Genomic DNA, 21,983 nt, shown 5'->3' on the forward strand with positions numbered 1-21,983 from the left:
CGTCCGGGGATCAGGACGGCGGCGCGGTTGGTGGCGGCGGGTCCGGCGGTGGCGGCATCATCGCCGTCGGATGAGACAGCCGGTTCTCCTCCACGATGAGGGTTCGGGCCCGCTTGCGCCGGTCCTGCCAGAACCAGACAGTGGTCAGCAGTACGGCCAACCCGGCCAGGATGAACACCCAACCGACCGCGCGTACGTCGATCCACCAGACGTTGGCTCTCAGCGCGAAGGTCAGAATCGCGCCGATCGCGATGAGAAAAATACCGCTTCCTACACCCATGTGCGCTGCACTCCCCCGTGCGGTGGCTCTGGGCGTTCCCTTTCGAGGTCATGCGACGGTTACCCGCCACGCCACCGGCATACCCGGCGGGGCTCGGCCAATACGTGCCCACCGCCGGGGTGGAACGGCGACGGCCGACGGGACAGACATGCCCCGCCGGCCGTCGGTGCCGGGTGGTGCGACCCAGCACAGGACCTAGAAAGCCTCTTCCGGGAGGTCCATGATGTCGAGGTCGGCACCCTCGATGATCCGCCGATCGGAACCGATGCGGGGCAGCACCTCACGGGCGAAGAAACGGGCAGCGGCCACCTTGCCGGTGTAGAACGCCTTGTCGCTGGCGGAGACCTCGCCCGCGAGGGCCTTCAGTGCCACGTCGGCCTGCCGCTGGAGCAGCCAGCCGACCACCAGGTCGCCGATCGCCAGCAGGAACCGGCGGCTGCTCAGCCCGACCTTGTAGAGGGCGCGGGTGTCGCCGCCCTGCGCCTCGCCCAGCCAACCGGTCAGCACGCCGAGGATGTTCTGGATCTCGGCCAGCGCCTTGCCGAGCGCCTGCCGCTCCTCCTTGAGCTGGCCGTTGCCCGCCTCGGAGGAGATGAACTCCTGGATCTCGCCGGAGACCGCGAGCAGTGCCTTGCCGTTGTCCCGAACGATCTTGCGGAAGATCAGGTCGAGGCTCTGGATGGCTGTGGTGCCCTCGTACAGAGTGTCGATCTTCGCGTCACGGACGTACTGCTCCAGCGGGTAGTCCTGGAGGAACCCGGAGCCGCCGAAGGTCTGCAGGGCCTCGTGCCCGAGCATTTCGTAAGCCCGCTCCGAACCGACGCCCTTGACCAGCGGCAGCAGCAGGTCGTTGACCCGCTTGGCCAGCTTGGTGGCCTTCTCGTCGCCGGCAGCCTCGGCCAGCGCGACCTTGTCCTGCCAGGTGGCGGTGTAGAGGACCAGGGCGCGAAGACCCTCGGCGTACGACTTCTGCAGCAGCAGCGAGCGGCGTACGTCCGGGTGGTGGGTGATGGTGACCCGGGGGGCGGTCTTGTCCGCCTGCTGGATCAGGTCGGCGCCCTGCACCCGGTTCTTCGCGTACTCGAGGGCGTTGAGGTAACCGGTGGAGAGGGTGGCGATGGCCTTGGTGCCGACCATCATCCGGGCGTACTCGATGATCATGAACATCTGCCGGATGCCGTCGTGCCGGTCGCCCAACAGCCAGCCTTTGGCCGGTACACCGTGCTCGCCGAAGGTCACCTCGCAGGTGTTGGAGACCTTCAGGCCCATCTTGTGCTCGACGTTCGTGGCGTAGACGCCGTTACGCTCGCCCAACTCGCCGGTGGTCTCGTCGAAGTGGAACTTCGGCACCACGAAGAGCGACAGGCCCTTGGTGCCGGGGCCTCCGGCACCCTCCACGCCGACCGGACGGGCCAGCACGTAGTGCACGATGTTGTCGCTCAGGTCGTGCTCACCGGAGGTGATGAAGCGCTTCACACCCTCGATGTGCCAGGTGCCGTCGGGCTGCTGGATTGCCCGGGCGCGGCCCGCGCCCACGTCCGAGCCGGCATCCGGCTCGGTGAGCACCATCGTGGAGCCCCACTGCTTGTCGATGAAGAGCTTGGCCCACTTCTTCTGCCGCTCGTTGCCCTCGACGTGCAGCACGTGCGCGAAGGACGGGCCGGAGGCGTACATCCAGACCGGCGCGTTCGAGCCGAGCACCAGCTCGGCGAGCGCCCACCAGAGGGCGCGCGGCGCGTTGGTGCCGCCCAGCGCCGGTGGCAGGTCCAGGCGCCAGAACTCGGAGTCCATGAATGCCTGGTAGGACTTCTTGAACGACTCCGGCAGCGGCGCGGTGTGCGTCGCCGGGTCGAAGACCGGCGGATTGCGGTCACTGTCCGTGTAGCTGGCGGCCAGATCCTCGCGGGCGAGGCGGTCGACCTCAGCGAGGAAGCTGCGGGCGGTGTCGGTGTCGAGATCCGAGTACGGCTCCTGGCCGAACGCCCGGTCCGCCCCGAAGACCTCGAACAGGTTGAACTCGAGATCCCGGAGGTTGCTCTTGTAGTGGGTCATGCTCACTGGCCCCGCTTCCGGACAGGTGTTACCGATCAGTAACCCCGACTGTATTACTCGCGGGTAGGCAGCGACAAGCGGATCACCCGAGTGACGGCAATTACACACCTGCGGGCGCGGTCGGCCGGCTCAGCTCTCGGCGGCGCCAACCTCCCAGCTCGGGACGGCCACGGCCGCGCCGGTACGGGCACCGACGTACTCCATGAGGACCAGCGCGATGTCGTCGTCGAGCCGGCCGTGGACCCACTCGACCAGGGCGGTCTCCAGTGACGCCAGCCCGTCGGCGACCGTGCCGTGGCCGAGCAGTCGCCAGGCCCGGTCGGCGGTGGGGAAGAACTCGCCGTCCCGCCGCGCCTCGCCGAGGCCGTCGGTGAACAGCAGCAGGCGGTCCCCGGGCTCCAGGCGTTCGACCCGGGGGCGGACCACCGGCATGAACCCGAGCGGAGGCGCCGGGGCCGGCGGCTCCAACGGGATCACCGCACCCCGACGCAGCAGCAGCGGTGGCGGATGCCCGCAGTTGACGATCGTGAGGGTGCCGCCACGCTCCTCGACCAGTGCCGCCGTGACGAAGTCCTCGTCGCCGACGTTGCGGGCCACCGCGCGATCCAGGTCGGCGACGACGGCCCGCAGGTCGGCCCGCTCGTACGCCACGTGCCGGTAGGAACCGAGGACGATGCTGGCCAGCCGGACCGCGTCCAGGCCCTTGCCCCGCACGTCACCGATGATCATGCGTACGCCGTAGGGGGTGTCGATCGCCTCGTACAGGTCGCCGCCGATCTCGGCCGTCGCTGTGGAGGAGATGTAGCGTCCCGCGACCGAGAGCGTGCCGACCTGCGGCCCGAGCGGACGCAACACCGCCTGCTGGGCCACCGAGGCGAGCTTTGTCAGCTCGACGATCCGCTCGGACTGCCGCTGCCGAACCCACGCCACTGCCACAGCAAAACCGGTGGTGAGCGCAACCGCGACAACGTCGACCGACGTGACCAAAGAGGCCTTCGGCGCGACCAGCGCGAAGCCGACGCCGATCACTGTCGCCGCGACGCCCACCCCCAGGACGACCAGCCAGGATGCCAGGGCGGCGGCGAGAACCGGCGCGGCCGCCAGGAGCGCGACGTAGTGCACCTTACGGCCGTCCGCCGCCTCCACCGCCGACACGATCGCGAGCAGACCGAGGGCCGCGCCGAGGCCGGCGCGGGATCCGGGGCTCAGCGGGCGACGGCCCGACTGGAGGAGTCGCGTGGGTACGACTGACAGTTTGCCTGATCCACGTGAACCGGTGAATGAACCTGACCCGTCGTCCGAGGAGGTTCTGTCCGGCCGGCCCAGTCGGCCGGCCGAATCGGCGGCGCCTGCGCCGGTCAGCCGAGGACCTCGTAGCGGACGGTGAGCGCGCCCACGTCGACCGAGGCGATGGTGGCGAAGGCGGCCCGGGAGAGGTCCAGGCAGCGGCCGTCGATGAACGGGCCGCGGTCGTTGATCCGCACCGTCACCGACTTGCCGTTGGCCGGGTTGGTCACCCGGACCTTGGTGTTGAACGGCAGTGTCTTGTGCGCGGCGGTCAGCGCGTCGGGGTTGAACGACTCGCCGTTGGCGGTCAGCTGCCCGTCGGAGTAGAACGAGGCGCCGCACGATCCGCTCTCCAGCACCTTCGCCGCGGCCGTGGTCTTCTTGGCGGTCGGCTTCGGCTTCGGCTTCGGCGACGAGGTGCGCTCCTTGCCCCGCGAGGCGGCCTGCTGCGACCGGGTCGCCGACGGGCTGGCGGTCACGCTGGGCGAGGCGCTGGCGCTGGCGCTCGGGGCCGGGGAGCTGGGGGTGAGGCTGCTCGCGACTGGGGTCGGAGTGAGGTCGAAAGCCGTCTGCCCCGACTGGTCGGAGCCGGACGCCAACTGCACGGCACCGACAGTGCCCCCGACCGCGAGGGCGACGCCGACCGCCGCGGTGGCCACGATGCCCGCCGGGGAGGAGAAGATGCGGGTACGGGAGTGCTTGGCTGCCACCGGCCCGGTCCTTTCGTCGTCTGAACAAACCGGGTCGGACCGTAACGAGAGAAGTACTTCCGAAGTCAACGTGATCATGGTGGTATGCCCGCATTTGCACAAGTACGTGTAGCCGATCATCCGACCCGGGGTGGGCCGGGCGGCCCGGGTGCTCCACGCCCACCGTCCGTGCCGCAGGATGAGCGGATGCCCGCCGAGCTGACCGAACGCCTGGCCACCCTGTTTCGGTGGATCGACCCCGGCCCGGGCACCAGTCACCTGGTCAGCGACATCTCCGGTTGGTGGCGGGACCCGGGGGTGCTGGCCGAGCTGGGGCCGGCCCTGGTGGCGCCGTACCGGGCCGCCCGACCCACTGTGGTGCTCGCGCCGGCCGTCACCGGACTGCTGCTCGGGCCGCTGGCCGCCACCGCCCTCGGGGTTGGCTTCGTGGCCGCCCACAAACTCGGTGACGGGCGACTGCCGGCCGGGCCGCTCACCTGGGCGCAGAGCCCACCGGACTACCGGGGCCGACGCGTCGACCTCGCCGTACGGGATCGGCACCTCGGCCCCGACGACCGGGTGCTGGTGGTGGACGACTGGGTGCGTACCGGCGCGCAGCTTCGCGCCCTCTACGACATCTGCGCCGCACGGGGCGCCGAGGTGCTGGGCACCGCCGTGGTGGCCGTGGACTGCCCGCCCGACGTCGCGGCCGACCTACGGATCACCGGCCTGATCGACGCCGCGGATCTGCCCTCTTGACCTGAAGCGAGGTTGAGCATCGACGATCGGTGAATGAGCGACGGAGTCCTCGACGAGGCGTACGAACGGCTGCACCGCACCGGCCCCGAATTCCAGGGCTGGCTGTCCAACCACGGGCCAATGGCCGTCGAGGCGTTGGTCCGACACGGGCACCCACACCGGGTGCACCGCTGGCTCGACGACTACCTCGGCCGCCTCGACGAGCTGCCCCGAGGGCTGCACCCGATCGACGACTGGCGGTCGGCGCTGGGCGATCCGAAGCGCGCCGGTGACTGGCTCGCCTACTTCGACAGGCAACTGCGCGAACACCCGTGGCGCGCGGTGCTCGGCACCTGGTGGCCTCGGCTGCTGCCAGGCATCGCCGCCGGTGCCACGCACGGTGTGATCCGGGTCGGGCACGCCGTACGCGCGCTCGACCCGGACGACGAGAACCGACAGCGGCTCACCGAGCTGGGCCAGGCCCTCGGCTACTGGGCGTCCCGCTGGCAGCCGGTCCCCGGCATCGACCGGCTGCTCACCGGCGATCCGGACCAGCCAGGCACTGACGACATCGACGTGGCGGCCGCCCTGGCCGGGCTGCCCCGGATCGACGACCAGACCGGTGGCGTCCGGGATCGGTTGGTCCAGTTGCCCGGCGTACCCCGATGGGAGCCGGCTCTCGCGACGCTGCGCCCCGCGCGGAGCCCGGCCGAGGCGGAGCGTGGGCTCACCACGCTGGTGCACCGGGCCGGCCTGGACTACCTGCGCTTCGGGCACGCCGAGCCGGTCATGCTGGTGCACGCGGTCACCGCGCCGACCGCAGTGCTGCGTACCCTGCCGGCACTCGACCGGGGTCTGTGGGCGCCGAGCTTCGCCGCGGCCTGGGCCGCGACGGCGGCCATGACCTCCGTGTACGCCCCAGCCAACGGCATCGCGCCACCGACAGTGACCCCCGCGACGCCGGCGGAGGTCTTCGCCCGCGCGGCCCGCCACGGCGACGCGCACGTGGTGAAGCTGGCCGACGCGGTGCTCGACGCCCACGCCGTCAGCGGCGACGACCGGCTGCTCACCGCACCCGGCTACGCCGGCCAACTGATCTGAGCGGGGCGGCGGGTATTGCGGCGGCGGCCCGGCCCGTGCTGGCCTAGCCTCGGCAGGATGTGGCCTCGGATCGGTGAACTGCGCGCCCTCGCCCTCGGCACCCCCGGCGAGTTGCGGGCAACCCTCAACACCCTGGTGCTGGCCGGTGTGAAGACCGCGACGGCCGGCCGGCTCGCCGAGTACGCGGAAGAGGGCGAGGAGTTGGAGCACGTCGGCGAACGCCTGGCCCTTGTCGACGACGACAACGCACTGGCCGGCGTCGTGGAGATCACCGGACTTGAGGTGGTCCGCTTCGCCGACGTGCCCTGGGACTTCGCCCACGCCGAGGGCGAGGGTGACCGCTCGATCGGGGAGTGGCGGGCCGGGCACTCGGCCTACTGGGCGAGGCTCGGCACACCTGTCGACGGCGACACTCCGATCGTCTGCCTCCGCTTCCGGCTGGTCTCCGGTGGCGAGGGCGGTGTGGCCAGCGGTGACCTCGGCACCTGACGCGGCGGCTTCCAACCGCGCGGGTGCGGCGGCCTCAGGCGCGTAGTTGTGGCAGCAACCGCGTCGCCACGTCCACCAGGACGGCCTCGTCACCGGCGTACCAACTGCTGGCGCGCGGCCAGTGCGTCACCACGTCGGTGAAGCCCAGCTCGGCGGCCCGGCCGACCTGGTCGGCGAAGAACTGTGCGCTGCTGAGCGAGAAGACCGGCGCCGCGTCCAGCGAGAGGTAGCGGTCCAGGCTGGCCGGGTCGCGGCCGGCCTCGTCCAAGGTCCGGTCCATCCGCGCGGACAGCGTGGACACGCTGGCCCACCAACCCGCCAGGTCATTGTCGTCACCGGTGCCGGTGGTCACCCACCCCTGCCCGAAGCGGGCCACCAACCGCATCGACCGTGGCCCGTTGGCAGCCACCACGAACGGCACCCGAGGCTGCTGCACGCAGCCGGGGTTGTTGCGGGCGTCCACCGCGGCGAACCAGTCGCCACGCCAGGTGGTGCCGTCCTCCCGCAGGATGAGGTCCAACAGCTCGGTGAACTCGGCGAACCGGTCGACCCGCTGCCGCGGCGGCAGCGTCTCACCGCCCAGCACCGCCGAGTCGAAGCCGATGCCCCCCGCACCCAGACCGAGCAGCAGCCGGCCGGCGGAGACGTCGTCCACAGTGGTGATCTGTCGGGCGAACGCTGCCGGGTGCCGGAAGTTCGGCGACGCCACGAGGGTGCCCAGCCGAATCCGCGAGGTCACCGTCGCGGCGGCGGTCAGCGTGGCCATCGAGTCGAACCACGGGCCGTCGACCAGGTCACGCCAACCCAGGTGGTCGTACGTCCAGGCGTGGTCGAAGCCCCACTCGTCGACCTGCCGCCAGCGACGCTGCGACTCCGCCCACCGCTGGTCCGGCAGGATCACGATGCCAATCCGCATGATCGCCACCCTAGTCCGGCGTACCCCGAACTCTGGTTCCCGTTCCGCTGTGGGCCAGCCCGTACCCTCCGGGGATGCCCACCGAAGCACCTGCCGCCCGCGTATCCCCGGCTCGCCGGACGCGCATGATCCGCACGGTGGCGTTGCTGGTCGGGGTGGTCGTCCCGTCCCTCGTCCTCCGCGAGCTGATCGAGGCCCGGTTCGGCCGCGGGCCGGTGGCCGACCTCAGCGCGGTCGCGGTGCCGATGGCGGCGACCGCGTGGCTCGCGCCGTACGCCTCCTACCGCCGACGTGACGCCCTGCTCTGGCTGGTCGGGCCGGGAATCTACGTCTTCACGGTGATCGCCTGGCGGGTGACCCTCGCGCCCTACCGGGACTGGAGCCCGCGCCCGGAGGAGAAGCCCCGGATGCGCTGGTCAGGCGACCCGGAACACGCCGGGACGTGGCTCCTGACCGAGCCGGCGGGTGACGCGGGTCACACTTCTATCCGGTAGGGACAACGCGTTCGGCTCCGACCACTCGGTGAGCGGCACCCAGGCGGGGTGTCGCCCGAGGAGAGGACCAGGCGCGATGACGAAGGTGACCGCACAGCTGTCGGTATCGGTGGACGGCTTCTACGCCGGCCCCCAGTTCGACGGGAACGGCAACTGGATGGATTCGGAAGAGAGCGCCAAGTTCTTCCGGGTCACCAGGTGGGCGACCGAGGCAGCTGCCTGGCGCGAACGGCAGGGCTTCGCCGGCGGGGAGCAGGACACCAACTCAGAGGTGATCGCCGAGTCGTTCGGCGCCGCCGGCGCGTACGTGATGGGACGCCGGATGGCCGACGGGGGTGAGATCCCCTGGGGTGAGGAGCCGCCGTTCCGCGCACCGGTCTTCGTCGTCACCCACCGCCCCCGCCAGCGGCTACTGAAGGGAGGGGGCACCAGCTTCACCTACGTCACCGACGGCGTGGCCAGCGCCGTCGAGCAGGCGCGCGCCGTGGCCGGCGGCAAGGATGTCGCCGTGGCCGGGGGCGGGAGCCTGGTACGGCAGGTGCTCAAGGCCGGACTGCTCGACGAGTTGGAGCTGCACGTCGTACCCGTCGTGCTCGGCACCGGCCTGCGGCTCTTCGACGCGGACCTCGACCTGGGCGACCGGGAGGGAGTCGAGCTGACGCCGACCCGCGTCCTTGCCACCCCACAGGTGACCCACATCCGGTACGCGGTGCGCGGTCGCGCCCCGCTCGTACTCGACGATCGGGGCCGCGGAGGCGGCCCGACGGTAACCGCGAACTGAACCACGGCCCATCGAAGGAAGGGGGAGACACCATGCCGCAACTGTTGCGGGTGCAGTGCTTCAACGTTTCGCGCGACGGGTTCGGGACCGGAGAGGGGCAGAGCCTGGAACGGCCCTTCGGTCACGCGGACCCCACCGCGCTGTTCTCCTGGCGGGCCGCCACCGCCAGCTTCGTGTATCGCACCGAGCCGGGCGGCACCCGTGGGCTGGACGACTACCTGACCCGCGACGCCGAGTGCAACATCGGCGCGGAGATCATGGGTCGCAACAAGTTCGGCCCCCAACGTGGCCCCTGGGAGGACCACGAGTGGCAGGGATGGTGGGGGGACAATCCGCCGTTCCACACGCCGGTCTTCGTGCTCACCCACCACGAACGTCCGTCGTTCAGCCTGTCCGACACCACGTTCCACTTCCGCGATGTCAGCCCGGCGGAAGCACTGGCCGAGGCGAAGCAGGCAGCCGACGGTCGGGACGTACGCCTCGGCGGTGGGGTGGCCACCATCCGCGAGTTCCTCGAGGCCGATCTGGTCGACACGATGCACATCGCCGTCGCGCCCGTCGACCTCGAACGGGGTGAGCGTTTGTGGGACAGCCCCACCGAACTGCTCGACCGCTTCCACCTCGAGTCGGTGCCCAGCCCCAGCGGGGTCACCCATCTCCTGTTCTGGAGACGATGACAGCACGCCGTCGGGGCACGGACAGCTACAGCCGGGCCAGCACCAGCAACCGGTTGCCGTCGGGGTCAGTGACCCGCGCGGACCGCTCACCCCACGGCTGGTCGACCGGCTCCTCGGTCACTGTCGCCCCACCCGTGCGCAGCGCGCCCACGGCCGCGTCGCAGTCGTCGGCGTAGACGCACAACTCCCAGCGGTGCGAGCCGGCCGGCTCGCCAGCCTCCGGGTTGGCGGCCAGGCCGAGCTCGCTGCTGCCCAGCCGCAGGGCGACGAACTCCGGGGCGCCCTCGTCCGGGAACCGGTAGGTCAGCTCGAAGCCGACCACGTCCCGGTAGAACGCGATGAGTCTTGGCAGGTCAGGTGTCGTCACGATCGGAAAAGCTTCGGTGAACACAGAGTCCACCTGAGCACAGTGGCTGGGTTGACACAAGGCCAACTCTGCTCATGCTTCCGTGCGACGGAGGCCGGCGAGGACGAGGGTGATGACACCGTCCGCGTCGGTTCGGTAGGTCGGGTGGTCGTAGGCCGCACAGATGCCGTGCAGGGCCATCATGATGGTGCCGACACCCACGTCGCCACGGATGGTTCCAGTCATGACGGCGGCGGCCAGGAGGTCGTCGATGACCTGGCCCAGGGCTTGGGCGCCCTCCGCCAGCGCGCCCGATTGGGTGGCCATGAGCGTGGCGAGCGTCCGAGCGAGGCCCTCGTGGCAGTGCAGGTGGTCCACGAAGCCACGCAGGAAGGATTCCAGCGCCTCGTCGGCTGGGAGGGTGGCTTGCAGCTCGTGGGCACGGTCGCACATCGCGGTGAGTTCTTCGCGGTAGACCGCTTCGGCCAGGGCTTCGCGGGTGGGGAAGTGGCGGTAGAGCGTGCCGGTGCCCACGCCGGCCAGTTTGGCGAAGTCGTCGAAGCGCAGGTTGAAGCAGCCGTCGGCGAACAGCTCCCGGGCCTTGGCGATCAGGGCGTCACGGTTGCGGCGGGCGTCGGCGCGCAGTGGCTTGGCATCGGTCACGTAGGGCCCCATGTTGACAAGTGGAGACTGTCTCCATATTTTGAGAACCGGAGACGATCTCCAATTATAGGGTACGAGGTGCCGCGTGAAGATCTTGATGTTCGGCCGGGGCGTGATCAGTGCGACGTACGGGTGGGCTCTGGAACGGGCCGGGCACCATGTCGAGTTCTATGTCCGGCCGGGGCGGGCGACCGCGTACGGCAATGCGATTGATCTTGATCTGCTTGACGCCCGGCGACGGCCGTGGGGGAAGCGGGTCACCGAGAGGTGGCCGGTGCGCTACCGCGAGTCGCTGGAGCCGGACCACGACTTCGATCTGATCGTGCTCAGCGTGCAGCACTACGGCTTCCCGGAAGCCGCGGCCTTCCTGGGACCGCGTGTGGGCGGAGCCACGGTGCTCGTCTTCAACAACCTGTGGGTCGAGCCGCTGACCGCGACCGAACACCTTCCCGCTGACCAGGTGGCCTGGGGCTTTCCCGGGGCCGGCGGCGGGTTCGGCGACGACGGTGTGCTGCATGGGGCTCTGCTGCCAGTGGTCTTCTTCGGCACCTTCGACAGGCCACCGACCGAGCGCGAACAGGCCGTGCGCCAGGTGTTTCGTGACGCGGGGTTCAGGCTCCAGGAAAACTCCGACTTCCGTGGCTGGCTGTCGATCCACTTCGTCCAGAACGCAGGCCTGCACACGCAGAGTCTGAAGCTGGGCTCGCTGTCCAAGCTGACGCCCGGCAACGTACGCGAAGCGATCCTTGCCACCCGCGAACTCCTGCCGCTCGTCGAGGCTCGGGGCGTCGATCTGCGGCGGCACCGCAGCGAGCTACTGCCCTTCACCGCTCCCGTCTGGCTGGCAGCACCGGCGATGGCCTGGCTGTTCAGGCACTTCCCGCCGATGCGCCTGGTCATGGAGGCCCACGCCAACCCGGAGGAGCTGCGCGCGGTCTGCCGCGACACCCTTGCGGAGGCGCGCAGGCTGGGCGTGGAGGTGCCCCGGCTGGAGGCAGCCGAGCCCTACTTCACCGCGGAGAAATGAGATGCGTACGGGCTCGCGCACCTGTTGGATCTCGACATGGAGCATGAGCTCGTCCGTCCTCGGAAGGCACGTCCAGGCGACCACATCGCGGTCCTTTCGCCGTCCTTCGCCGCGGCAGGCGCCTTTCCCGGGATCCACGAGCAGGCCATGCGACGGCTCGCTGACCTGACCGGCCTCGTTCCGATCGAATACCCCACCACCCGCCAGGTGGGCGCGACCGCGGCAGCCCGTGCGGCGGACATCAACGCCGCCTTCGCGGATCCCCGGGTACGCGGCATTCTCGCCGTCATCGGCGGCGACGACCAGATCACTGTCATCCCCCACCTCGACGCCGACCTGGCCCGAGCCGACCCGAAGCCGTTCCTCGGCACCAGCGACAACACCAACCTGCACCACTGGCTCTGGGGCCTCGGCATCGCCAGCTTCTACGGCGGATCCTCACAGGTGCACCTCGGCCCCGGGCCGGCCGTGGACGACATCCACGCCCGGTCGCTGCGAGCGGCGTTACTCACCGGGGAACGGCTGGAGATCACCGATCCGGGTGAGTCCGAGGATGTCGGCATCGACTGGGCAGATCCGCAGGCGTTGAAGTCCTTCGGAGAGCGCGAGCCGACGGAGCCGTGGAGCTGGTACGGGCCGCCCCGCACGGTAACCGGCCCCACCTGGGGCGGCTGCCTGGAAGTCATCCAGTGGATCCTGACGGCGGGACGCTTCCCGTTTCCCCCCGAGGCGCTGCACGGCGGAGTGCTGATCATCGAGACGTCGGAGGAACTCCTTCCCGCCCGAGAGGTCGGCTTCATCGTCCGGTCACTGGGTGAACGCGGTCTCCTCAGCGCCGTCGACGCGGTCCTGGTCGCCCGTCCGCCGGTCTCCGACCACGCCCGCCGACCCGCTGCCGCAGATCGGGCACGGCTACGCGAGCAGCAGCGCGACACTGTCGTCGACGTGGTGACCCGCTACAACCCCGAGGCAGTCGTCTGCGTCGGCGTCCCGTTCGGTCACACCAGACCGCAGTGGATCCTTCCGCACGGCGGCCCGATCACCGTCGATGGTGTGGGCCGTCGAATCTTCGCCGACTACCGATAGATTGTGCTCAGATGCCGATCGAGACCGGATATCACGACGAACTCGGTGAGTTCTTCGCGCAGAACGCCAACACCAGCCCCTACAACGCGTACACCGATCGGCCGGCGATGCTGGCGCTCGCTGGTGACGTCGCCAACGCGGACATCCTCGATGTCGGCTGCGGTGCCGGCCACTACGCAGCCGAACTGCTGGCGCGAGGCGCCCGGGTGACCGGCATCGACGCAAGCGCCACAGTGCTCCGCCATGCCCACTCACGTGCCGCCCGAGCGGAGTTGCGCCTGCACGACCTGGAACAGCCGTTGGACTTCGCCGCTGACGCGTCCTTCGACGGGATCGTCTGCGCTCTGGTCATCCACCACGTGACCAACCGGCGACAGTTGCTCGCCGAGATGCGCCGAGTCCTACGTCCCGCCGGCTGGCTGGTCATCTCGATCACTCATCCGACAGCTGACTGGCGATACTTCGGCGGTTCCTACTACGACCAGTCCTGGGTCGACCTGCCGCACGGGCCCGGGGTCCTCCACTTCCAGCGCACGACGCTGGAAGCATTCCTCGGCGAACTCCTGGACGCCGGATTCACTCTGGAGAAGCTCGTCGAGCCGCGGCCGGGCGCCGAACTCCGAGAGGTCGACGAAGCCGCGTACACCCGTCTCACCGAACGGCCGTCCTTCCTCGCCGCACGACTGCGGTCCGGAGTTTGAGAACGGACGGCTGACGGTGGACCGGCACCAGTCATGGTCGGGAAGCTACGGGTATGGAACCGACACAGACGGCGCTCATCGTGCCGATACCCGAGGCCGAGGAGGCGGTGGGCCAGTTCCGGGCATCGCTGGACCCGGCCGCCTCCTGGGGCGTGCCAGCGCACGTGACCGTCCTCTACCCGTTCCTACCTCCGCAGCGGATCAACGAGCAGGCCCTGGCCGTGCTGCGCGAGACCCTTGCCGAGATACCAAGGTTCGACGTCGCACTGACGCACGTCGGCTGGTTCGGTGACGCGGTCGTCTGGCTTGCCCCGCAGCCAGACCGGCCCTTCCGCGACCTCACCGAGGCAGTGTGGCAACGGTTTCCCGAGGCACCCCCGTACGCCGGGGCGCACAGCGATGTGGTGCCGCACCTGACCATTGGTCACGACGCCGCCAAGCCCGTGTTGAGCCACGCCGCGGAAACCATCTCCGCTCACCTGCCGATCAACGCGGCGATCGACAGGGTCCGGCTCATCGCCGGAACACCGGACGTCAGCCCGTGGCGCACCGTCCGTGAGTTCCCGTTGGGCACCCACCCTTAGCGGCGGCTGGTACGGGGCTACAAGCGATCTCGGCATGACCTCCAGGCACGGCCGTTGGCCGGATTTCCCCGGACGTCCCGCCCTACAGGTCACGGCTTGTCGATGAGCGCGATCAGCGCGGCGTCGCCCTGCGCGTTGATCACAGGATCAGGAGCGGCTCCCATGGTGACTCGACGGCAGCCGTCGAGTTCGACGTAGGTGTGCGGGCCACTGCCGGTCAACGGACTCAGCACCGCGAAGCGGCTGGCGCGGGTATGGCACGGGTTCGCCGGCCCGGACGAGCGCAGCGCACCCTCGATCGCTGCCCGTCGGTCCTCCGGCAGCACCGTCCCGTGCGCGAAGTCGCCGTCTAGCATGCGGCTTCCCTGCTGACTCTTCGGCACGTCGTAGACGCAGAGGCGGACCTGCTGCCTGGCGGGGAACGGCTCCGGCAGGGCGCCGGGACGGGCGTCAGGGTCGCTCGTCCTCGCCAGCGCTGTCATGTCGCACCCCGCCGTGGGCGACTCGGCGAGCCGATGGGTTGCCACGGTGGTCAGCGGCAGGGCATGAAGGGCTTCACTGACCGCGTCGGGGAGATGGTTGTGGCAGGTAGCGAGTGGTATGCCGGGCCGTGTCCACCGGCCCTCCGCGTCAACGAGCGCGAGCCAGGGTGCCATCTGCAGGTTCGCCCTGCAGAGGGGGTTGGGATTCTGTGGCGCATCAGGCAGGCGGAGCACGGCGGCGAGGGCGGCGAGGGCGGCGGCGTCGTAGCTGCGCTGTTCCGTCACCAGCACGTCCTCGCCCACGTTAGCGCGTTGGACCAGCCGGCAGATGACGGCCTCGGCGGGGATGAAGCCATCGCCGAGGCGGGGCAGGGCGGCTGCCTCCTCGGTCCGGACATTGAAGCCGCGCTTGACCATCTCCGGTGCAGCCTCGACGCACGAAGTCCACTGCCCCTGTCCGCCGGAATCGCCCGCCATCGAGGGGGCACGGTTGCCATCGGTGAGGATCTGCGCCCCTCCGACGCCCAGCCCAACGGCCACGGCAACGGCGAGCGCGGCGCTCCCGATCAGGCGCTGCCGGTGCCGGCGGACGCGCCTCGCCACCTCGACAACCCGATCCGGTGGTGGCGTCAGTGGGGGAACGGCGCTTGTCAACAGGAGCCTGATGTCCTCATCTTCACGCGTCACTTCGCGACCTCCAAGCGGCAAACAGCTCAAGATTCGGATCGGTACGCAGAATCCGTAGGGCACGGAAGGCCTGCACCTTGACCGTGTTGTGCGAGCAGCCGAGCACTTCCGCTGTCCGCTGCACCGTCAGGTCCTCGACGTAGCGGAGCACCACGATCGCCCGCTGCTGCCGGCTGAGCCGGGCCAACGCGCGGCGTACCGCGTCCCGGTCAACGGACTCCCCTGCCACGTCGCCACGTGAGGGCCCGTCCGGTGGCTGGCTTGGAATCTCGCTGCGCCAGCGCCGCCGCCACCAGGAGACGTAGGTGGTGAACAACGCTCGGCGCAGGTACGCCTCGGGATGCCCGGCGCTCCTGATCGTGGCCCAGCGCCGCCAGACGTCTGCCAGGACCGTCTGCAACAGGTCCTCGGCGCGCCCGGCGTCACCGGTGAGCAGCCAGGCCGAACGCAGCAGTGCATCGGAGCGCGCCGCGACGAACTCGGCGAAGCCTTCCGGTGGCGCCAGTTCCCGAGGTCGTTGCATCGTGTGTGTACCTCCCACCACTTGAACGCTCTGGGAGGCCAGCGAGGTTAACGCTGGAACGGCCGGGGTTCGGGGCCCTCAGGGTCTTGTCGGCCGCGAGCGCTGCTGGCCGCAACAGCATCGAAGGCCCTGGCTGGGACTCTCGTCCTGGCCAGGGCCTTCGCGGTGGAGCGGGTGACGGGAATCGAACCCGCACTGTCAGCTTGGGAAGCTGATGTTCTGCCATTGAACTACACCCGCAAGCGGCACCACTGTACCCGAGTGGTCGAGCCCGTGCACCCAGGTACCCCCGCCCGCCGTTGCTGTTCGCGTACCGCACCGCCCGGGTCGGTCCGGTTGATCCACTCGGCTTTCTGGAAGTCGGGGCATCCGAAGCGCCGGGACACCGCGGTTTCACCGAAACCGAGTTGATCATGCAGCGTCGGGGCGGACGGGTGCAGGGCGCGGTGCAGGGCGGGGCGTACGGCCGGGCGCCGGCTCCGTGACGACGGAGCCAGCGCGCCGATGATCTTCAGATCATGGTCAGGCGGCCGTGCACTGGACGTCGCGGCTGAGGCGGGTCGGGCGCGCCTGCGGGACGGCAAGTGGGGCGGCGGCAGCCGACGGGGCGTGCGGGTCGAGCCAGACCCGAACGGCCGGCCGACCCGGCGCGAGGCCCGGAATGCCCGCGATGTGCTGCTCGCGGCGGGTGAGCATCGCCACGTCGACGGTGAACTCGAAGAGCCGCCAGTCGACCTGCGGCTCGGCCCGGGCGCTCTGCGCCAGCTGCGCCAGCCGGACCGGATCGGTCACCGGACGGGCGCGGCCCGCCACGTACGCCTCGTCGTCGCTCTCCTCCGGCGGGAACGAGTGCAGCGCGTAACGGCCGTCTCGTTCGAGGTCGCGGCGCTTGGGCGAGTCGATGATGAAGCAGAACAGCCCTTCGGCGGTGATGACCGGGGAGACCGGATGGACGCGGGGCCCGCCGTCGGCGCGGACCGTGGCCAGATAGCCGAAGCCCGGCCCGTACTGCTGGAGGAGAACGCGGATCCCGTCGGCGAGTCGGGGCTCGTCGGCGGCGAATTCGGACCAGGAAGCCATGCGGGCATTCTATCGAACAAATGTACGAGCGGCGACCTCGACGCGCTGGTCACCGGCACCGAATCCGGCCACTTTTGGCAACGCGGCTATGGTGGTCCGATGCTGCTCTCCGACCGCGACCTGGTCTCCGAGATCAAGGCCGGCACGCTGGGCCTGGAGCCGTTCGAGCCCACCCTGGTCCAACCGTCCAGCATCGACGTCCGACTCGACCGGCTGTTCCGGGTCTTCAACAACCACCTCTACACCCACATCGACCCCGCCATGCAGCAGGACGACCTGACATCGGTGGTCGAGGTCCCCGACGGCGAGCCGTTCGTGCTGCACCCGGGGGAGTTCGTGCTCGCCTCGACGCTGGAGGTCATCTCGCTGGGTGACCAACTCGCCGGCCGACTGGAGGGCAAGAGCTCCCTGGGCCGGCTCGGGCTGCTCACGCACTCCACCGCCGGTTTCATCGACCCGGGCTTCTCCGGTCACGTGACCCTGGAACTCTCGAACGTGGCGAACCTGCCGATCACCCTGTGGCCGGGCATGAAGATCGGGCAGCTCTGCATCTTCCGGCTCTCCTCGCCGGCCGAGCACCCGTACGGCTCGGCGGTCTACGGCTCGCGCTACCAGGGCCAGCGGGGGCCGACGCCCAGCCGCGCCTGGCAGCACTGGCGCACCTGGCCAACCCGCTGAGGTTCACCCGCTAGAACCACGACGACAAGGGCCCGCCGCGACGGATCGCGGCGGGCCCTTCGATCACCCGGGGTCAGCCCGGGCGGCCGTAGCTGTGGATCGGGCCGTCGTCGACCTTCTTCATCTTGACCGGTTGACCGGCCTGCGAGGCGTGCACCACCCAGCCGCCGCCGACGTACATGCCGACGTGGTGGATGTCGCTGTAGTAGAAGACCAGGTCGCCGGGGCGCAGGTCGCCCTTGCTGACGTCCTTCGTGACGCGGCTCTGCGCGGCGGCGTTGTGCGGCAGCGACACACCGGCCTTCGCCCAGGCGGCCAGCATCAGCCCGGAGCAGTCGTACGAGTTCGGACCCTCGGCACCCCAGACGTAGGGCTTGCCGATCTGCGCGCAGGCGAACTTGACAGCGGTGCCCGCGGCGCCGCCGGGGTAGCTGCCCGGGCAGGGCGCTGGGCGCAGCGGGCCGCCGCCGCCGCTGCCGTACACCTTGAGGCGCAGCTTCTGCAGGCGGTCGATCTCGTCGTTGATCTGCTTCTTCTTCGCCGCCAGCTGAGCTTCGGTGCGGGCCAGCTGGGCCACCATCTCGTCCAGCGGCGCCTTCTGCGCGGCCAGCTGGTCGCGCAGGTCGGCCACCTGGCGTACGTCCTTCTGCTGGTTGTGCGCGAAGCGGTCGAGCATTTCGAGCTGACCGACCACCTCGCTCGGCGACCGGCTCCCCAGCATCGCGTTGACTGTCGAGACGTTCTCACCCATGTAGGCGCGTACGGCCAGGGCGCTGACCTTGTCCATCGCGGCGTCGACCTGACGCTCCAGCGGGGTGATCCGGGCGGCCAGCGCGTCGGCCTGCTTGCGCTTCGCGGCGAGGTCGGTGCGAGTGGCGTTGTGCCGTTCGATGATCGGTTCGAGCTTGTTCCAGTCGGCGTCGATCTGGCGCTCGATCTCGGCGACGGACGGGTCTGCGTGGGCCGCCGTGGCAGTGCCGGTCAGGACGACGGCGATGCCGGCCAGCGCGGCGAGTGCGGTGGTGAAGCGGGACCAGCGTGGGCGCGGCACGATCGACGGCGGGCCGGCTGATGCCGACCGCTCGGACGACGGCCGCGGGGCATGGAGTGCCACCGGGGTTCCGTACTCCTTCTTCCTGACCGCCTACCGGGTTAGCTGACGGGTTCGGGCGGGAAGTCGGCGCCCTACCGCAGTGGCTGCGGATTCACCCCGAGGGACCTGGGTCCCCGGTTCGCTCGGAAACGACTCGGCGGTGTCGGTCCGTTACCGCCCGGGCTGGGCGGAGCTGCTGTCGGGCCGACGAATGACCAGAGTAGAGACGCTTGTTACCGATCCGCAACCCATGCGGCCGTGACACTCCGTACGGATTGGACGAGGTCACCGACCGTGTGTGAAGAATTCTTTCCGCATGCTTCGATAGATGGAAAGGTATTGACCTGACCTCCCGGGCGGCGCGATGGTGACCTGACCTCACTCCGCGAGAATCTAGGGGGTTCGATGCACCATCCAACCCTGTCGACCGGCTGGCGGGCACTGCTCGCCGCCACCGTGGTCGCCGCCGCGACCACGGTGCCGCTCTCCGTCGGCCCGGCCGCCGCCGCGCCCACCACCGACCGCCAACACCAGTACGCCGCCGCGGCCACCGAGTACGGCGTGCCGACCGTCGTGCTGCTCGGCGTCTCCTACCTGGAGTCGCGCTGGGACACCAACGCCGGCACACCGAGCACCAGTGGCGGGTACGGCCCGATGCACCTGACCGACGCCCGGCACGTGGCTGCCCTACCGGGGCGCGGTCACCACGACGCCGGCGCCGAGGACCCACGCGGCGACGACTCCCGTCCCGCCCGGGTGCCCGCGCCCCGGCCCGTCGAGGCCCCCGCGCCGTCCACCGCCGCGTTGCAGACCGTGGACGCCGCCGCCACGCTGACCGGTGCCACCCCCGAGGCACTGCGCACCGACGCGGGCCTCAACATCCGGGGTGGGGCCGCGCTGCTGAGCGCGTACCAACGGGATCTGAACGCGCCGGTCGGCGCGGACACCGACCCGGCGGCCTGGTACGGCGCGGTGGCCCGCTACTCCGGCGCGGACAGCGCCGACGCCGCCGCGGCCTTCGCCGACGAGGTCTTCACCACCATCGGCGCGGGCCAGACCCGGGTGACCGACGACGGCCAGCGGATCACCCTGCCGGCCCGTACGGTGCGGCCCGAGCGTTCCTGGTTGGACCGGCTGGGTCTGCGCCGGCTGGCCCGCCCGGACGGGGTGGAGTGCCCCCGCACCATCTCCTGTGAATGGATCCCGGCGCCCTACGAGGCGTTCGGCGACGGGGACTACGGCAACCACGACCTCTCCGACCGGCCCGCGCGGCAGAAGATCGAGTACATCGTCATCCACGACACCGAGGCGAGTTGGGCGACGACACTGCAACTCGTCCAGGATCCGACCTACGTGAGCTGGCACTACTCGCTGCGCTCGGTCGACGGGCACATCGCCCAGCACGTGCGGACCACTGACGTCGGCTGGCACGCCGGCAACTGGTACGTCAACGCCAAGTCGATCGGTCTGGAACACGAGGGCTTCGCGGCGCAGGGCACCTGGTACACCGAGGCGATGTACCGGACCTCGGCGAAGCTGGTCCGGCACCTGGCGCTGCGGCTGGGCATCCCACTGGACCGCCAACACATCATCGGCCACGACAACGTGCCCGGCACCATCCCCTCGACAGTGCGGGGAATGCACTGGGATCCGGGGCCGTACTGGGACTGGACGCACTACTTCGACCTGCTGCACGCACCTCGACTGGACACCGGCACCCCGGCCACCGGGCTGGTCCGGATCTACCCGGACTACGCCACCAACCGGCCGGCGTTCACCGACTGCGTCACCGCAGGCGTCCCGTGCGCGCCGCGCGGCTCCTCGGCGGTCGTGCTGCGCAGCGCACCGTCCGCGGACGCGCCACTGGTCAACGACATCGCGCTCCGCCCGGACGGCACCCCGAACACGATGGCCGTGTCGGACCACGGTGCCCGGGCCTCCGCCGGGCAGACGTACGCGCTGGCCGGACGGCAGGGCGACTGGACGGCGATCTGGTACCTCGGGCAGCGGGCCTGGTTCCACAACCCGGCGTCCGCGCCGACCGCCAGCTGGACCGTCGGTGTCGTGGCCACCCCGAAGCCCGGCCGGACCACCATTCCGGTGTACGGACGGGCCTACCCGGAGCAGTCGGCGTACCCGGACGGGGTGCCCTACCAGGCGATCTCGCCGCTGCAGTACACCCTGACCGCCGGGCAGCGGTACGCCGTCGGCGCGGTGCTGGCTGGCGAGTACTACCGGGCCAGCACCGTCGACGGCTCCTCGCCCGGCGACTGGACGGTGATTCGCGGCAAGAACCGCTACGCGCAGATCCAGTTCGGCCACCGGATCATGTACGTCGACCTCGCCGACGTGCAGCTGCTGCCATCCCCGGTGGGAGCGCCCCGCTGAGAAACCACGACGGCCCCCGGTCGGTGACCGGGGGCCGTCGTGTTGGCGCTGGGTGGATCAGCCGGGTCTACGGAACCCGGCGACGGGCATGGTGTTGATGCTGGACACCTGCACCGGTTTGCCGGCACGTGGCGCGTGCACCATTGTGTTGTTGCCCAGATAGAGCCCGACATGACTCAGGCCGGAGAAGAAGAAGACCAGGTCACCGGGCCGGGCGTCGGCTCGCGAAACGGCCTTGCCCTCGTTCCACTGGTCACCGGTGTGGTGGGTTAGGTAGATCCCGGCCGCCTTGTAGGCGTACTGGGTCAGTCCCGAGCAGTCGAACGAGTTCGGCCCGGTGGCACCCCAGACGTACGGCTTGCCGACCTTGCCGCAGGCGGTCTTGATCGCGGTGCGGGCGGCCGCGCTGAACACTCCGTTGATCGTCGGGCAGGCCGCGGTCTTGACGGTGGTCTTCGGCATCGACGCCTCGAGTTGCTTGATCTCGGCGTCGATCTGCTTCTTCTTGGCCGCCAGCTCGTTCTGCTGCTTGGTCTGGGTGACGATCAGCGCGTCCAGCTTTTGCTTCTCACCGTCGTACTTGGCCCGTACGGCCAGCACGCCCTCGACCTCCTTGCGCTCCCGCGCGGCGAGCCGGTCGAGGATGGTGAGCTGCTCGGTGAGCGTGTCCGGCTTGGCGCTGACCAGCAGCGCGCCGATGTCTTGCGACGGGCCCGAGATGTAGTAGCGGGAGGCGAGATCGCCGACCCGGTTGAGCGCCAGCTCGCTCTGCAGCGCCAGCGGCTCGATCTTCTTCTGCAGGTTCGCCGACTTCTGCCGGTTGACCTTCAGCTGCGCCCGGACCTTGTTGTACTGCTCGATGGTGGGCTCCAACTGCTCCCACTTCTTGTCGATCTGCGCCTCGATCTCGTCGACCGTGGGCGCGGCATGTGCCGGCGCGGTCAGCAGACCGGCGCCGACCGCTGCGGCAGCGACCAGGACGAGCACCCGGTGCGCGACGCGGCGCAGGCCACCAGAGCGAGCAGACGCAGTCAGGTCGTGACGATGAGGGGGCATGGTTGCCACCGGCACCGACTCCTTTGCAACCGACCGCCGGGCGCCTCGCGTGAGGGAAGGGCCGAGGCAGACGACCCACAGCGGT

24 protein-coding genes, 1 tRNA gene and 1 riboswitch are annotated in these 21,983 nt (G+C 70.1%); of the genes, 12 read left to right on the forward strand and 13 right to left on the reverse strand.

The window, feature by feature from the left end:
* Nucleotides 1–10: 10 nt before the first annotated feature.
* From IW248_RS24725 to IW248_RS24740, 4 genes are all read right to left on the reverse strand, one after another.
* Nucleotides 11–280: a DUF6458 family protein gene (locus IW248_RS24725; RefSeq protein ID WP_030487564.1), complete on the reverse strand. Its 270-nt coding sequence runs from the start codon at nt 278–280 to the stop codon at nt 11–13.
* Nucleotides 281–475: 195 nt separating this feature from the next.
* Nucleotides 476–2,332 (reverse strand): acyl-CoA dehydrogenase, encoded by a 1,857-nt coding sequence (locus tag IW248_RS24730; RefSeq protein ID WP_124821316.1) that lies wholly within the window; start codon nt 2,330–2,332, stop codon nt 476–478.
* 129 nt (nt 2,333–2,461) lie between these two features.
* Entirely contained in the window at nt 2,462–3,586 is a 1,125-nt protein-coding gene (locus IW248_RS24735) for a PP2C family protein-serine/threonine phosphatase (RefSeq protein WP_196930351.1), read from the reverse strand.
* A 104-nt stretch (nt 3,587–3,690) separates the two neighbouring features.
* Entirely contained in the window at nt 3,691–4,329 is a 639-nt protein-coding gene (locus IW248_RS24740; RefSeq protein ID WP_196928875.1) for a septal ring lytic transglycosylase RlpA family protein, read from the reverse strand.
* A 186-nt stretch (nt 4,330–4,515) separates the two neighbouring features.
* Here IW248_RS24740 and IW248_RS24745 point away from each other — a divergent pair, with 186 nt between their 5' ends.
* From IW248_RS24745 to IW248_RS24755, 3 genes are read left to right on the forward strand one after another with little or no spacing between them, the layout of a single operon-like run.
* Entirely contained in the window at nt 4,516–5,067 is a 552-nt protein-coding gene (locus tag IW248_RS24745) for a phosphoribosyltransferase family protein (protein WP_196928876.1), read from the forward strand.
* A 33-nt stretch (nt 5,068–5,100) separates the two neighbouring features.
* Nucleotides 5,101–6,147, forward strand: a complete 1,047-nt coding sequence (locus tag IW248_RS24750; protein ID WP_196928877.1) for a questin oxidase family protein — start codon at nt 5,101–5,103, stop codon at nt 6,145–6,147.
* A gap of 57 nt (nt 6,148–6,204) precedes the next feature.
* Entirely contained in the window at nt 6,205–6,636 is a 432-nt protein-coding gene (locus IW248_RS24755; RefSeq protein ID WP_196928878.1) for an ASCH domain-containing protein, read from the forward strand.
* A gap of 34 nt (nt 6,637–6,670) precedes the next feature.
* Here the strand turns inward: IW248_RS24755 and IW248_RS24760 are convergent, their stop codons facing one another.
* Nucleotides 6,671–7,552 carry an LLM class flavin-dependent oxidoreductase gene (locus IW248_RS24760; RefSeq protein ID WP_196928879.1) on the reverse strand — a complete coding sequence of 294 codons (882 nt, stop codon included), beginning with the start codon at nt 7,550–7,552 and terminating at the stop codon, nt 6,671–6,673.
* A 74-nt stretch (nt 7,553–7,626) separates the two neighbouring features.
* Here IW248_RS24760 and IW248_RS24765 point away from each other — a divergent pair, with 74 nt between their 5' ends.
* The 3 genes from IW248_RS24765 (at nt 7,627) to IW248_RS24775 (ending at nt 9,504) form a co-directional block, all read left to right on the forward strand.
* Complete coding sequence (locus tag IW248_RS24765; RefSeq protein WP_196928880.1) at nt 7,627–8,046, forward strand: hypothetical protein; 420 nt, start codon at nt 7,627–7,629, stop codon at nt 8,044–8,046.
* A gap of 76 nt (nt 8,047–8,122) precedes the next feature.
* Nucleotides 8,123–8,827 (forward strand): dihydrofolate reductase family protein, encoded by a 705-nt coding sequence (locus tag IW248_RS24770; protein ID WP_196928881.1) that lies wholly within the window; start codon nt 8,123–8,125, stop codon nt 8,825–8,827.
* 32 nt (nt 8,828–8,859) lie between these two features.
* Nucleotides 8,860–9,504, forward strand: a complete 645-nt coding sequence (locus tag IW248_RS24775) for a dihydrofolate reductase family protein (RefSeq protein WP_196928882.1) — start codon at nt 8,860–8,862, stop codon at nt 9,502–9,504.
* A 25-nt stretch (nt 9,505–9,529) separates the two neighbouring features.
* Here the strand turns inward: IW248_RS24775 and IW248_RS24780 are convergent, their stop codons facing one another.
* Complete coding sequence (locus tag IW248_RS24780) at nt 9,530–9,904, reverse strand: VOC family protein (RefSeq protein ID WP_307788208.1); 375 nt, start codon at nt 9,902–9,904, stop codon at nt 9,530–9,532.
* 39 nt (nt 9,905–9,943) lie between these two features.
* On the reverse strand, nt 9,944–10,513 hold the full coding sequence (locus IW248_RS24785; RefSeq protein WP_196928883.1) for a TetR/AcrR family transcriptional regulator: 570 nt from the start codon (nt 10,511–10,513) through the stop codon (nt 9,944–9,946).
* A gap of 97 nt (nt 10,514–10,610) precedes the next feature.
* On the opposite strand from IW248_RS24785, the gene IW248_RS24790 reads away from it, so the two are divergent.
* The 4 genes from IW248_RS24790 to IW248_RS24805 are packed head-to-tail and all read left to right on the forward strand — an operon-like array spanning nt 10,611 to nt 13,911.
* Nucleotides 10,611–11,540 carry a 2-dehydropantoate 2-reductase N-terminal domain-containing protein gene (locus tag IW248_RS24790; RefSeq protein WP_231396428.1) on the forward strand — a complete coding sequence of 310 codons (930 nt, stop codon included), beginning with the start codon at nt 10,611–10,613 and terminating at the stop codon, nt 11,538–11,540.
* A gap of 36 nt (nt 11,541–11,576) precedes the next feature.
* Complete coding sequence (locus IW248_RS24795) at nt 11,577–12,626, forward strand: LD-carboxypeptidase (protein ID WP_196928885.1); 1,050 nt, start codon at nt 11,577–11,579, stop codon at nt 12,624–12,626.
* Between the two features lie 11 nt (nt 12,627–12,637).
* Nucleotides 12,638–13,327, forward strand: a complete 690-nt coding sequence (locus IW248_RS24800) for a class I SAM-dependent methyltransferase (protein WP_196928886.1) — start codon at nt 12,638–12,640, stop codon at nt 13,325–13,327.
* A gap of 53 nt (nt 13,328–13,380) precedes the next feature.
* A complete protein-coding gene (locus tag IW248_RS24805) occupies nt 13,381–13,911 on the forward strand; it encodes a 2'-5' RNA ligase family protein (protein ID WP_196928887.1) in 531 nt (176 codons plus the stop codon).
* Between the two features lie 89 nt (nt 13,912–14,000).
* On the opposite strand, the gene IW248_RS24810 is transcribed toward IW248_RS24805, so the two are convergent.
* From IW248_RS24810 to IW248_RS24825, 4 genes are all read right to left on the reverse strand, one after another.
* On the reverse strand, nt 14,001–15,080 hold the full coding sequence (locus IW248_RS24810) for a hypothetical protein (RefSeq protein WP_196928888.1): 1,080 nt from the start codon (nt 15,078–15,080) through the stop codon (nt 14,001–14,003).
* The gene (locus IW248_RS24815) at nt 15,070–15,603 is read right to left on the reverse strand and encodes a SigE family RNA polymerase sigma factor (RefSeq protein WP_231396429.1); all 534 of its coding nucleotides are present in this window, start codon (nt 15,601–15,603) and stop codon (nt 15,070–15,072) included. Before IW248_RS24815 ends, IW248_RS24810 begins: the two co-directional genes overlap by 11 nt.
* A gap of 166 nt (nt 15,604–15,769) precedes the next feature.
* A tRNA-Gly gene (locus IW248_RS24820) sits at nt 15,770–15,843 on the reverse strand.
* Between the two features lie 282 nt (nt 15,844–16,125).
* Nucleotides 16,126–16,683, reverse strand: coding sequence for a pyridoxamine 5'-phosphate oxidase family protein (locus IW248_RS24825; RefSeq protein WP_124821301.1), 558 nt, complete (start codon nt 16,681–16,683; stop codon nt 16,126–16,128).
* A gap of 99 nt (nt 16,684–16,782) precedes the next feature.
* Between IW248_RS24825 and dcd the strand changes: the two genes are divergently transcribed.
* Nucleotides 16,783–17,361 carry a dCTP deaminase gene (gene dcd, locus IW248_RS24830; RefSeq protein ID WP_196928889.1) on the forward strand — a complete coding sequence of 193 codons (579 nt, stop codon included), beginning with the start codon at nt 16,783–16,785 and terminating at the stop codon, nt 17,359–17,361.
* 73 nt (nt 17,362–17,434) lie between these two features.
* Here the strand turns inward: dcd and IW248_RS33765 are convergent, their stop codons facing one another.
* Nucleotides 17,435–18,475 carry a C40 family peptidase gene (locus tag IW248_RS33765; protein WP_196928890.1) on the reverse strand — a complete coding sequence of 347 codons (1,041 nt, stop codon included), beginning with the start codon at nt 18,473–18,475 and terminating at the stop codon, nt 17,435–17,437.
* Between the two features lie 13 nt (nt 18,476–18,488).
* A riboswitch (cyclic di-AMP (ydaO/yuaA leader) is annotated at nt 18,489–18,624 on the reverse strand.
* A gap of 235 nt (nt 18,625–18,859) precedes the next feature.
* Between IW248_RS33765 and IW248_RS24840 the strand changes: the two genes are divergently transcribed.
* Nucleotides 18,860–20,842 (forward strand): N-acetylmuramoyl-L-alanine amidase, encoded by a 1,983-nt coding sequence (locus IW248_RS24840; protein ID WP_196928891.1) that lies wholly within the window; start codon nt 18,860–18,862, stop codon nt 20,840–20,842.
* Nucleotides 20,843–20,899: 57 nt separating this feature from the next.
* On the opposite strand, the gene IW248_RS24845 is transcribed toward IW248_RS24840, so the two are convergent.
* On the reverse strand, nt 20,900–21,913 hold the full coding sequence (locus IW248_RS24845; RefSeq protein ID WP_240639295.1) for a C40 family peptidase: 1,014 nt from the start codon (nt 21,911–21,913) through the stop codon (nt 20,900–20,902).
* Nucleotides 21,914–21,983 lie beyond the last annotated feature (70 nt).

The organism is Micromonospora ureilytica, assembly GCF_015751765.1.
GTDB classification, from domain to species: Bacteria; Actinomycetota; Actinomycetes; order Mycobacteriales; family Micromonosporaceae; genus Micromonospora; species Micromonospora ureilytica.

Bases quoted from the DNA above. Each gene is read 5' to 3' on its own strand.
- IW248_RS24725 (WP_030487564.1), bottom strand. From the start codon at position 280: ATGGGTGTAGGAAGCGGTATTTTTCTCATCGCGATCGGCGCGATTCTG.
- IW248_RS24730 (WP_124821316.1), bottom strand. From the start codon at position 2,332: ATGACCCACTACAAGAGCAACCTCCGGGATCTCGAGTTCAACCTGTTC.
- IW248_RS24745 (WP_196928876.1), top strand. From the start codon at position 4,516: ATGCCCGCCGAGCTGACCGAACGCCTGGCCACCCTGTTTCGGTGGATC.
- IW248_RS24750 (WP_196928877.1), top strand. From the start codon at position 5,101: ATGAGCGACGGAGTCCTCGACGAGGCGTACGAACGGCTGCACCGCACC.
- IW248_RS24755 (WP_196928878.1), top strand. From the start codon at position 6,205: ATGTGGCCTCGGATCGGTGAACTGCGCGCCCTCGCCCTCGGCACCCCC.
- IW248_RS24760 (WP_196928879.1), bottom strand. From the start codon at position 7,552: ATGCGGATTGGCATCGTGATCCTGCCGGACCAGCGGTGGGCGGAGTCG.
- IW248_RS24765 (WP_196928880.1), top strand. From the start codon at position 7,627: ATGCCCACCGAAGCACCTGCCGCCCGCGTATCCCCGGCTCGCCGGACG.
- IW248_RS24770 (WP_196928881.1), top strand. From the start codon at position 8,123: ATGACGAAGGTGACCGCACAGCTGTCGGTATCGGTGGACGGCTTCTAC.
- IW248_RS24775 (WP_196928882.1), top strand. From the start codon at position 8,860: ATGCCGCAACTGTTGCGGGTGCAGTGCTTCAACGTTTCGCGCGACGGG.
- IW248_RS24790 (WP_231396428.1), top strand. From the start codon at position 10,611: ATGTTCGGCCGGGGCGTGATCAGTGCGACGTACGGGTGGGCTCTGGAA.
- IW248_RS24795 (WP_196928885.1), top strand. From the start codon at position 11,577: ATGGAGCATGAGCTCGTCCGTCCTCGGAAGGCACGTCCAGGCGACCAC.
- IW248_RS24800 (WP_196928886.1), top strand. From the start codon at position 12,638: ATGCCGATCGAGACCGGATATCACGACGAACTCGGTGAGTTCTTCGCG.
- IW248_RS24805 (WP_196928887.1), top strand. From the start codon at position 13,381: ATGGAACCGACACAGACGGCGCTCATCGTGCCGATACCCGAGGCCGAG.
- IW248_RS24815 (WP_231396429.1), bottom strand. From the start codon at position 15,603: ATGCAACGACCTCGGGAACTGGCGCCACCGGAAGGCTTCGCCGAGTTC.
- IW248_RS24825 (WP_124821301.1), bottom strand. From the start codon at position 16,683: ATGGCTTCCTGGTCCGAATTCGCCGCCGACGAGCCCCGACTCGCCGAC.
- dcd (WP_196928889.1), top strand. From the start codon at position 16,783: ATGCTGCTCTCCGACCGCGACCTGGTCTCCGAGATCAAGGCCGGCACG.
- IW248_RS24840 (WP_196928891.1), top strand. From the start codon at position 18,860: ATGCACCATCCAACCCTGTCGACCGGCTGGCGGGCACTGCTCGCCGCC.